Source organism: Kitasatospora sp. NPDC004669, assembly GCF_040609455.1.
GTDB lineage: Bacteria > Actinomycetota > Actinomycetes > Streptomycetales > Streptomycetaceae > Kitasatospora.
Window position 1 is genome coordinate 40,002 of sequence record NZ_JBEXKB010000063.1, and the last position, 9,311, is coordinate 49,312.

Consider the following 9,311-nt stretch of genomic DNA (forward strand, 5'->3'; position numbering starts at 1 on the left):
CCCGCACGGGGAGGGCAACCGGCGTGCCCGCTCGGTCAGGCGGCCGCTCCGTGCGGGAGGATCGCGGCGATGAGGTCCGGAGCCCGCCGGGGCCCCGTACCACCTCCGGACCGACGCACGGCAGGCCCTGTGACGCCGGGCCCTACGGCAGGTAGTACATCGGGTTGGGCAGCTTGAAGCCCTTGTCGGCGTGGCCGCCGGCCAGGTCGCTGTTCTGGTCACCGAAGTTGCCGACGATGTCGTAGCCGAGGCTCTCGATGTGGGCCCGCGTTCCCGACTTGTACTCGGTCACGGTGCAGTTCGCCCCGCACGGGAGGTAGGGCGCGGGTGCCGTCTTGTTCTTCATGAACAGGTGCTCGCCGTCCGCGACGGGGAATCCGACGGCGGCGAGGTTGGCGGCCGTGGCGGTGCGCTGCTCCTCGGGGCGGCCGGTGATGTAGAAGACCGTGTAGCCCTGCTGCTGGGCCCAGTTCGCCAGGTCGTTCATGCCGAAGACGGCCGGCATGGTCTTGGTGGCGATGTACTTGGCGTTGCTCGCCGGGTTGTAGACGAAGGTGGTCTCCAACTCGTAGTTGTAGGTGGACAGCGTGGTGTCGTCGACGTCGAGGACGATGGCCTTCTTGCCGGACTGGCCGTGCTTGAGGCGCTGGGCCAGGTACTTGCGGGCCTGGGTCTCGATGCCCTTGACCTGGGCGGCGTAGTTGCTGTCCGGGGAGGCCCAGTGCTCACCGTTGGCGTCGACGGTGTCGCCGTAGTACGCCTTGATCTTGGCCACCTCGTCCGTCATGTTGGTTATCTGACGGTCCGTCCTGGGCGCGGAGGCGTCCGCCGCGGCCAGTCCGCCGCCGGCCACCACCGCGCCGACGACGACGCCGACGGCGAGGGTGGGAATCTTCCGCGCACGGGACGTCAGGGTCTTTTCGAGCATGAGGGGATCGCTCCTTCTGCCGCAGGCCGGGAGGGCGTGACTCGCCCGTCGAACCGGCGTGGGGGACTGCTGATCCCCCGAACCGTAGGGGCGATCAACCCCACAGGTCAAGCACGGTCTACGCGCATGGTCTACGCGCGATGCCGTAGTGGTTGTGGGCACCCGTGTCGTCGGAGTGGGCCTGGGCGGCGGCCCGGAGTTGCGGGCTGATCCGCAGCGGGCCGCAACCGGCCTCGGCCCGCTCGGCGTTGACCATCCGCACGACCTACTGAGCGAACTGCGCGGCCGTGCCGCCCGCCGACGGGGCGCCCCCCGGCGGGCGTTTCGGCGTGGACCGTTGCGGGCCGCACGTCAGGTTCAGCGTGGCCGCCGCTGCACGACGTCGGCGAGCACCGTGGTCACCAGCTTGTTGACGGTTGCCGTGGTCGGTGGGTCGGAGTCGCGGTCCGCGAACAGGAGATGCCCGCCTCCGACCAAGGAGAGGGTGAGTGAGTCGATGTCGGCGTCGGCCGAGATGCGGCCCGTTGCGCGCTCGTCGGCCAGGTAGGCGGAGACCGCGGTCGCGACCTGGGCGAGGATCGCGATGCCGCCTCCGGGCCTGGCTTGCCGCAGCCGCGCGCGCAACTCGTCCCGGAACGTGATGAGCGGGATGATCGCCACCGGCACCGGCCCGAACAGCATGGTCAGCGCACCGGTGAGGTTATCGGCCACGGTGCCGGTGCCGACGGTCTCGCGCAGCGCGTGCGCCTGCGTCTCAAGCTGCGCGGCCCGGTCGAGCACGAGCTCGGTGAGGAAAGCGTCGAAGTCGGTGAAGTGCCGGTGCAGGACGCCCTTGGCGCAGGCCGCCTCGTCGGTGACGGCCCGGCTGGTCAGCCCGTTCGGGCCATCCCGCAGCAGCACGCGCTCGGCGGCGTCGAACAGCTGCTGCCGCGCGTCGCGAAGGTGTACCCCCGTCGGCACTTTCAGATCCTCTCGTACGCCAGGCCCCTGGCATCCATTGGCATATGGGCGCTTGCCCACTAAAGTGAACGCATGCCCACTTTACCGCGAGAGCAGCCCGAACCGGAGCAGCCGCATCAGGCTCGGCAGACAGCCGAATCGTTCGGCACGGACGCGCAACGCTACGACCAGGCCCGACCCGACTACCCCGATGACCTGGTGGCGCGTATCGCCGCCGGGAGCCCGGGGCCCGACGTGCTCGACGTCGGCTGCGGCACGGGCATCGCGGCCCGTCAGTTCCAGGCCGCGGGCTGCGCCGTGCTCGGTGTCGAGCCGGATGCACGGATGGCCGACCTCGCGCAGGCCCGCGGCCTGCGGGTCGAGGTGGCGACCTTCGAAGCCTGGGAGCCGGCCGGCCGAGTGTTCGACGCATTGATCGCCGCCCAGTCGTGGCACTGGGTGGACCCGGTCGCCGGCGCCGCGAAGGCGGCCCAGGTGCTGCGTCCGAACGGACGCCTGGCGATCTTCGGGCATGTATTCGAACCTCCTGCCGAGGTGGCCGAGCCGTTCGCGGCTGCTTACCGGCAGGTGGCGCCCGACTCCCCGTTCAGCGGTCAGCCGGCTCGACGTCCACTGGAGATGTACCAAGCGGGGTACGCGAAGATCGCCGACAAGATCCGCGAGACCGGGCAGTTCGACGACCCGGAACAGTGGCGGTTCGACTGGGAGCGGTCCTACACGCGCGACCAGTGGCTGGACCTGCTCCCCACCACCGGCGGCCTCACCCGACTTCGTCCCGATCAGCCGGCCGAGATACTGGGCGCGGTCGGCCATGCCATCGACGCTCTGGGTGGCCGCTTCACGATGCACTACACCACTCTGGCGACCACCGCGGTACGCGTCGGCACCCCTTGATCCGCTGCCGCACGGTCGCGCGGCCCCGCGCATGCCCTGCGAGTTCGCAGGCACCCGACAGACCGCGGTCGCCGGCGGCGTGGCCGGGCGCCGCGCGGCCAGGCGCCTGGAGTCACCCGCGCCGCCCGAGCAGCGACGCCTTGCCGTCGATCCCGTAGCACGACAGCTCCGCCAGCCGCCGCGGCGGTATCGCTCCTGTAGCGGAGGAGTGCACTCCGGGTCCCGGGTGGCGGCCGGGCGTGGCGCCATCGCCGCCGGCGGCGAGCGTCCAGGGCGGCCGGGGCCTACCGGACGACGGACGTGCCGCCTCGCCGGTGCCGGAGGATCATGAAGACGGCGAACGAACCGGTACCCGCGCCTCCCTCGATCGTCCGGGTCCGCCGGATTCGCCGAGCCGGACAGCCCGCCGTCAGCCGTACCTCCTGGAGGTCCCCGTGAACACCACTCCCGCGTCTGGTCCCGTAGCTCCGATCGTGGTCGGTACGGACTGCTCGGAGTCCGCCCGCAGGGCTGTGCTCTTCGCTCTCCGCGAGGCGCAGCTGCGCGGGGTCGGCGTGCGGGCCGTCTGCGCCTACGGCGGCGGACACACCGAGCCGCCCGGCACGGCCCTGACGGGCTGGCGCACGAGCGGCGAGCCGTCGCCGCATCTGCAGGACGCCGTCGCCCGCGATGTGACCGACTCGATCGAGGAACTGCGGCAGCAGGTCGGCGAGCCGTACGTGGAGGTCGAGGTGCGCTGTGACCGCGGCCGGCCCGCCCAGGTCCTGCTGGACGCGAGCCAGGACGCCAGCCTGCTGGTGGTGGGCACCCGCGGCGCCGGCCTCTGGGGACGGCTCACGCTCGGCTCGACCAGCACCGAGATCGTCCACCACGCCCACGTCCCCGTCGTCGTCGTGCCGCCCCCGCCCGAGGGTGCCGCCGGGTGAGCCCTGTGCCCCGCGAACCGGCGCGGGCCGCGGAGCAATCCACCGGATTCGACCCACCGGTGGCTTCGTCCGGCACGTCTCCGGCGTCGACCCGACGACCGGATCGCCACCCGCGGACGGATCGAGGCGAGCGTCGGACCCGGCGGTCCCGCCGAAGCGGCGGCACGCGGGCCGGGCCGAACGTGGCGGGCCGCCCCGGCGGTCCCGTCAGCCGTCGGCCGGGTCGAGGACGTCCTCCACCGGGCGGCGCGGGCTGGTGGCTCCGGACGGGCCGTAGCCGAGACGCAGGACGAGCTGGACGTGGGCGGGGCCCTCGGCGGGGTCGCGCAGGCGCCAGCGGGTGTCGGGGATCTCGACGGCCTGGTGCAGGACGGAGGCGCGCAGGCCGTGGACGGTGGCGAGCAGCCAGGCGCGCTGCATCGCCTGTCCGGTGCGCAACCAGTCGGCCTGGCCGTCGAAGTGGGTCTCAAGGACGGCGAGTTGGGGCAGGGCCTCGAAACGGCCGGCCGGGGTGGTGTGGCGCGGCGGGTGGCCGGCGAAGCCGCGCATCGGGACCCGGGCGTCGCGGTCGTGAGAGCCGAGGGCGGCGAGCGGAATGCCGTCGTAGGAGGGTTCGAGGCGCAGCCAGCGGCGGGTCTCGGCCTCACGGGTGACATCGGCAGCGATCCGGGCCTCGGCCTCTGAGGTGAGGGTGAGCACCCGGCGCACCCCGTACTCCTCCAGCACGGTCAGGGTGACGCCTTCGTCCTGGGCCGCTGTGATGAGGTCGGCGACCAGCGCCTCGGGGACGTCCCGGTTGGTGAACGGGTGGCGGCTGGAGTGGCGCTGGGCGATGGCCGGGTAGAGGTCGGCGCCGAAGGGGCGCGGTGAGCCGGCCTGCGCGGAGAGGTCGAGCACCGCGCGCGGCTGCGCGTCTTCCCCTGCGGGGAGCAGTCGGACTGCGGCCTCGCGGCCGAGATGGGCGGCGGCCACTCTCAGGTTGAAGACGGCGGCGCCGATCGAGATGTGCATCGCCCTGCCGTCGGGGTCGGCTGCCGGGACGGCTCGGCCCGGGTCCGCGTGCACCTCCAGGCCGAGCAGGTCGGGGGTGGGGCGGAAGCGCCAGGGCTGGCTGTTGTGCAGCGAGGGTGCCAGGCCTCCGGCTTCGGCCAGCAGACGCAGGTCGGCGGCGGTGAGGGCGGTTCCGGTGGTCATCGAGATTCACTCCCTGCTGCCTGTTCACTGCCTGCCACCGGCGGGGAGCGCCGGCGATTCAAGGATCCGCCGCCTCGGCGGTGCCCGGCGAGGGCCCAACGACCCGGGTTCACCGGCCGGGCGGCCTGCCGTGTCGAGGACACCGGTTCCCGGGTCTCTCCGCGGGCCCCCGAGCGCCCGCGCCGGCCCCGCCGGCTCCCGTCGGCCCGCGCCGGCACGGGCGATGGGGACCGCTGGAGGGCCGAACGGCCCTGCCGCCGCGCGCCCGGCGGCGGTCTGCTGGTGGTGGAGGCCCGGCTCACCCGGCCGGGCCCTGAACACCGGAGGCACGGCCGTGCTGACCGACGACTCCCGCACCACCACCCAGCAGCTGATGCACACCGCCGCCGGGCGGACCCTCGCGGTGTCCCGCTACGCCCCGGAAGTCCTGCCGGACAGCGGTCGCATCGTGCTCGACACGGCCCTCGAACCGTACGACGCCAACCAGGTCTGGATCTCGCTCGCTCCGGCCGAGGCCCGGCTGCTGGCCGGGATGCTGCTGCGCCAGGCCGCCGCCCTGGAGCGGCCTCAGGCTCCGCGGCCCGGACGGATCGAGGTCGATCCGGTGGCGGGAGACCTGTACGCCATCGGCATCCGGTCGCACGCCCTGACCGTGGACCAGCCCGTCGACGCGGGCGGCGGCGACGCCGCACCGACCCCGGTCGAGCTGTGCGCCTCCGCCCTGGCCTCCTGCACCGCCCACTACGCCGGCGGCTACCTCGACCGGCACGGCCTCAACCGCGAGGGCCTCCACGTCACCGCCGACTACATCATGGCGCAGGACCGACCGGCCCGGATCGCCTCGGTCTCCATCGAGGTCACCGCTCCCGGCCTGCCGCCCGAGCGGGAAGCCGGCCTGCTCGCGGTCATCCGCCACTGCACGGTGAAGAACACGCTGGACAACCCGCCGGACGTCAGGGTCTCCCTGAACGGCACCCCAACGGGCGGCGCGTCATGAAGGCCGGAGACCTGATGACCACACCGCCGGTCACCGTCGGTCTCGGCACGACGGCCTTCGAGGCCGCTCTGGTCATGGAGCGGGAGGCCGTCGGCTGCGTCCTCGTCATCGACCGGGGCCGCCTGCTCGGCATCCTCACGGACCGCGACCTCACCGTCCGCGGGCTCGCCCACGGCCCCCACCCCGCGCAACCGGTCACGGACCTGATGACCACCCCGGTCACCACCGTGGAGGCCGACGACGACCTCGACACGGCGTACCGCGTCTTCCGCAGCGCCGACGTGCGCCGCCTGCCCGTCCTCGACCAGGGCCGCCCCGTCGGCATGCTCACCGTCGACGACCTGCTGCGCGACGTCGTCCAGCGACTCTTCGACCTGCTCGTCCCGGTCTCGCGCAGCGCCCTGCGCGAGACCGCGCCCTGACCACACCCCGGAAACCGCACGACCTGTCCCACGGGAGGACACCATGGCCGGCGACCTGCTCAGAAGATTCCCCTTCGGCTACCGGTGGCCGTCCCTGCCGGACCTCTTCGAGGACTTCCCCGTCGACCTGCGGATGCCGGTCGGCGAGCACATGATCCGCATCGAGGAGTCCGAGGCCGACGGCGTCTACCAGCTCAAGGCCGAACTCCCCGGCGTCGACCCCGACAAGGACATCACCATCAGCGTCGACGACGGTGTGCTGACCGTCCAGGCCCAGCGCAGCGAGGAGAAGAGGGACAAGCAGCGCTCCGAGTTCCGCTACGGCTCCTTCACCCGCAGCGTCCGTCTGCCCGCCGGCGTCCGCGACGAGGACGTCACCGCCGCGTACGACCAGGGCGTCCTGACCGTCCGCGCACCCATCGGCGAAGCCAAGAAACCCGCCCGCACCATCGAGATCACCAAAGGCGGCTGACCACCGTCACCGCAGGGCCCGGGGCCGCCGCCCCGGGCCCGCCGATCCGGGAGGACCGGAAATGACCACGCACACCAGGACACCGATGCGCACCAAGCGGTGGACCCTGCGCCTCGACCTCTTCGAGGAGGGCGACACCACCAAGGTCCACGCCGTCCTCGACACCGGCGACACACGACTGGAGACCCGCACCGACGCCCGCCGCAACCCCCACGACCCGCCCGTCCCCGAGATCGGCGACGAGTACGCCGCCGCCCGCGCCCTGATCGACCTCGGCCACCAACTCCTCCGCGCCGGCCGCACCGACTCCGCCGCCAACGAGCCCTCCACGACGACCTGAGACCGGCGGTCCGCCACGAACCCCTCACCCGTCGATCGTTCGGCACAACCGACTGCGGCGGCGACCTGCACGGATGATGTATCGACGCCCGCAAGGCCGGCCGGCTGGGCCAGCGCGTTCTGCCGCCTAGGAGGCCACCAGGGCGTCTGCGAGGCAGGCTGAATGTATGGTGTCGTTCTTCCGCTCACCCTCTCGACCAGGAGTGGGCGGTCAAAGCAGGGGCCTGCTCGCGCTGGCGCAGTGCGTGCCGTTCGTCATCGCGCTGGCCGTGCTGATCATCGAACTCACCCCTGCCCACTTCATCTATACCGGCCCCTTTCTCACTGCGGTGCCGGCGCTGGCGGCGGTAACGATGGACCCCAAGCGCACGGCCCTGGCGGTGGCTCTCGCACTGGCGGTCAGCGTGACCACGGCCACCTACAACCAGGCATGGGGCACCCTGCAGGTCTATACCAACTTCCTCGCTCTGGCTCTGGTCTCTGCAGCCGGTTTCATCACCAGTAGCGTCGTGCGTGCCTACCGGAGGAGCGAGTTCGATCAAATCCGCCGGATCGCCGTGTGCGCGCAGGAGGTCATTCTGCGGCCGGTCCCCGAGCGCCTGGGCCCGGTGCGGGCGGCCAGCCTGTGTCTCGCGGCCGGGACCGGGGCGCAGGTCGGCGGTGATCTGTACGAGGCCGTGCAGACGCGGTATGGCGTCCGGATGATCGTGGGGGACGTCCGAGGCAAGGGGCTCAATGCCATGCGCGCGGTCGCCGTGGCGCTGGGCGCGTTCCGGGTGGTCGTGCACTACGAGGACGACCTCGTGGGGGTCATGAATCACTGCGCGGCCGCGCTGCGCCGCGAGGCCGCCGTGCCGGGCGCCTTCCCCGAGGAAACCCTGATGGAGGGATTCACCACCGCACTCATCGCCCAGGTGTCGAACGACGAACCCGTCGTGCAGGTGGTCAACCGCGGCCATCCGCCCCCGCTGGTACTCCACGAGGGCCGAACCCAGGCTTTGATGCCCACCTCGCCGCGTCCGCCCCTGGGCCTGGAGGACCTGGTCACCGGCCCTCCCGAGACGCCGGAGGGCTATCCGTTCGTACCGGGCGACCGTCTGCTTCTCTACACCGACGGCGTGATCGAAGCCCGCGACCCCGGCAACGGCTTCTTCCCTCTGCCGGAGACCATGGAGTCGATCAGCTTCAACACCACCCCTCAGGAGTTCCTTGAGCAACTGCACCAGGCATTGATCCGCCATACCGAAGACCACTTGGCGGACGATGTGGCGATGATCCTCGTCGACCGGCTCGACGAAGGGGCCGCCATGCCGGTCAGCTGAGACCTTGGCGCGGCTGCCGGCGGCCGGCACTCCGCCTCAGACTCGCGCTCGGCCTGACGCCGGTCGTAGTGCGCCCTGTCCATCGGGCCGGGCTACAGCAGCATCGCCTCGAACTGGAACTCGGGTGCGGTCAGCGGTTGCTCGGACCAGATGACCTTTCCACGGGCCGTGTACCTGGTCCCCCACCGCTCGGCCAGCTGGGCCACCAGGAACAGGCCCCGGCCGCCCTCGTCCATGGTGGCGGCGTAGCGCAGGTGGGGGGCGGTGCTGCTGCCGTCGGAGACCTCGCAGACCAGGCTGGTGTCGCGCAGCATGCGGACGCGGATGGGCTCGGCGCCGTAGCGGATGGCGTTGGTGATCAGTTCGCTGAGGATCAGTTCGGTGGTGAAGCTCAGGTCCTCCAGGCCCCAGGCGCTCAGCTGGGCGACGCATTCGTTGCGAACTCGGGAGACGGCGGCGAAGTCGTCGGGTACGTCCCAGGTGGCCACCTGGTCGGGCTCGAACAGGCGGGTGCGGGCGATGAGGAGGGCGATGTCGTCGCTCGGGTGTGGTGGGACCAGCGCGTCGAACACCGCCCGGCAGGTGTCCTCCGGTGATCCGTCGGCTGGGGCGCCGGCCAGGCAGGCACGCAGCGCGGCGAGCCCACTCTCCAGGTCACGCTCGCGGTTCCGGACGAGCCCGTCGGTGTAGAGCACCAGCGCGCTGCCGGGCTCCGGCTGCAGCTCGGCGGTTTCGAAGGGCAGGCCGCCCACGCCGAGTGGCGGGCCGGTGGGCAGGTCGACGTACTCCACGGTGCCGTCGCTGTGTACCAGGGCGGGCGGTGGGTGGCCCGCCCGTGCCATGGTGCAGTGTCCGGA

Annotated in this window: 12 protein-coding genes; 7 read left to right on the forward strand and 5 right to left on the reverse strand. The window is 72.1% G+C overall.

Annotated elements, in window-relative coordinates; all coding sequences use genetic code 11:
* Positions 1–142: 142 nt before the first annotated feature.
* The 3 genes from ABZW30_RS36425 to ABZW30_RS36435 all read right to left on the reverse strand — a co-directional run bounded on the left by ABZW30_RS36425 (position 143) and on the right by ABZW30_RS36435 (position 1,888).
* Positions 143–928: an HAD family acid phosphatase gene (locus ABZW30_RS36425; protein ID WP_355675546.1), complete on the reverse strand. Its 786-nt coding sequence runs from the start codon at positions 926–928 to the stop codon at positions 143–145.
* Positions 929–1,046: 118 nt separating this feature from the next.
* Positions 1,047–1,184 (reverse strand): CAP domain-containing protein, encoded by a 138-nt coding sequence (locus tag ABZW30_RS36430; RefSeq protein WP_355675547.1) that lies wholly within the window; start codon positions 1,182–1,184, stop codon positions 1,047–1,049.
* A 101-nt stretch (positions 1,185–1,285) separates the two neighbouring features.
* A complete protein-coding gene (locus ABZW30_RS36435; RefSeq protein ID WP_355675548.1) occupies positions 1,286–1,888 on the reverse strand; it encodes a TetR/AcrR family transcriptional regulator in 603 nt (200 codons plus the stop codon).
* Positions 1,889–1,960: 72 nt separating this feature from the next.
* Here ABZW30_RS36435 and ABZW30_RS36440 point away from each other — a divergent pair, with 72 nt between their 5' ends.
* Together ABZW30_RS36440 and ABZW30_RS36445 are read left to right on the forward strand one after the other, a co-directional pair.
* Complete coding sequence (locus tag ABZW30_RS36440; protein WP_355675549.1) at positions 1,961–2,782, forward strand: class I SAM-dependent methyltransferase; 822 nt, start codon at positions 1,961–1,963, stop codon at positions 2,780–2,782.
* A 434-nt stretch (positions 2,783–3,216) separates the two neighbouring features.
* Entirely contained in the window at positions 3,217–3,708 is a 492-nt protein-coding gene (locus ABZW30_RS36445; protein WP_355675550.1) for a universal stress protein, read from the forward strand.
* A 207-nt stretch (positions 3,709–3,915) separates the two neighbouring features.
* On the opposite strand, the gene ABZW30_RS36450 is transcribed toward ABZW30_RS36445, so the two are convergent.
* Positions 3,916–4,902: a hypothetical protein gene (locus ABZW30_RS36450; protein WP_355675551.1), complete on the reverse strand. Its 987-nt coding sequence runs from the start codon at positions 4,900–4,902 to the stop codon at positions 3,916–3,918.
* Between the two features lie 334 nt (positions 4,903–5,236).
* On the opposite strand from ABZW30_RS36450, the gene ABZW30_RS36455 reads away from it, so the two are divergent.
* The 5 genes from ABZW30_RS36455 (at position 5,237) to ABZW30_RS36475 (ending at position 8,454) form a co-directional block, all read left to right on the forward strand.
* Positions 5,237–5,899: an OsmC family protein gene (locus ABZW30_RS36455; RefSeq protein ID WP_355675552.1), complete on the forward strand. Its 663-nt coding sequence runs from the start codon at positions 5,237–5,239 to the stop codon at positions 5,897–5,899.
* Between the two features lie 14 nt (positions 5,900–5,913).
* Complete coding sequence (locus tag ABZW30_RS36460; RefSeq protein WP_355675553.1) at positions 5,914–6,321, forward strand: CBS domain-containing protein; 408 nt, start codon at positions 5,914–5,916, stop codon at positions 6,319–6,321.
* A 43-nt stretch (positions 6,322–6,364) separates the two neighbouring features.
* Positions 6,365–6,793, forward strand: coding sequence for an Hsp20/alpha crystallin family protein (locus ABZW30_RS36465; protein WP_355675554.1), 429 nt, complete (start codon positions 6,365–6,367; stop codon positions 6,791–6,793).
* Positions 6,794–6,854: 61 nt separating this feature from the next.
* Positions 6,855–7,133: a dsRBD fold-containing protein gene (locus tag ABZW30_RS36470; RefSeq protein WP_355675555.1), complete on the forward strand. Its 279-nt coding sequence runs from the start codon at positions 6,855–6,857 to the stop codon at positions 7,131–7,133.
* A gap of 166 nt (positions 7,134–7,299) precedes the next feature.
* A complete protein-coding gene (locus tag ABZW30_RS36475) occupies positions 7,300–8,454 on the forward strand; it encodes a PP2C family protein-serine/threonine phosphatase (protein ID WP_355675556.1) in 1,155 nt (384 codons plus the stop codon).
* A gap of 92 nt (positions 8,455–8,546) precedes the next feature.
* On the opposite strand, the gene ABZW30_RS36480 is transcribed toward ABZW30_RS36475, so the two are convergent.
* Positions 8,547–9,311, reverse strand: a 765-nt coding sequence (locus ABZW30_RS36480) for an ATP-binding SpoIIE family protein phosphatase (protein ID WP_355675557.1), incomplete at its 5' end; no start/stop codon positions are given.

What these genes read in the sequence shown, in the direction of transcription:
- ABZW30_RS36425 (WP_355675546.1), bottom strand. Translation starts at nt 928, where the DNA reads ATGCTCGAAAAGACCCTGACGTCCCGTGCGCGGAAGATTCCCACCCTC.
- ABZW30_RS36430 (WP_355675547.1), bottom strand. Translation starts at nt 1,184, where the DNA reads ATGGTCAACGCCGAGCGGGCCGAGGCCGGTTGCGGCCCGCTGCGGATC.
- ABZW30_RS36440 (WP_355675549.1), top strand. Translation starts at nt 1,961, where the DNA reads ATGCCCACTTTACCGCGAGAGCAGCCCGAACCGGAGCAGCCGCATCAG.
- ABZW30_RS36450 (WP_355675551.1), bottom strand. Translation starts at nt 4,902, where the DNA reads ATGACCACCGGAACCGCCCTCACCGCCGCCGACCTGCGTCTGCTGGCC.
- ABZW30_RS36460 (WP_355675553.1), top strand. Translation starts at nt 5,914, where the DNA reads ATGACCACACCGCCGGTCACCGTCGGTCTCGGCACGACGGCCTTCGAG.
- ABZW30_RS36465 (WP_355675554.1), top strand. Translation starts at nt 6,365, where the DNA reads ATGGCCGGCGACCTGCTCAGAAGATTCCCCTTCGGCTACCGGTGGCCG.
- ABZW30_RS36470 (WP_355675555.1), top strand. Translation starts at nt 6,855, where the DNA reads ATGACCACGCACACCAGGACACCGATGCGCACCAAGCGGTGGACCCTG.
- ABZW30_RS36475 (WP_355675556.1), top strand. Translation starts at nt 7,300, where the DNA reads ATGGTGTCGTTCTTCCGCTCACCCTCTCGACCAGGAGTGGGCGGTCAA.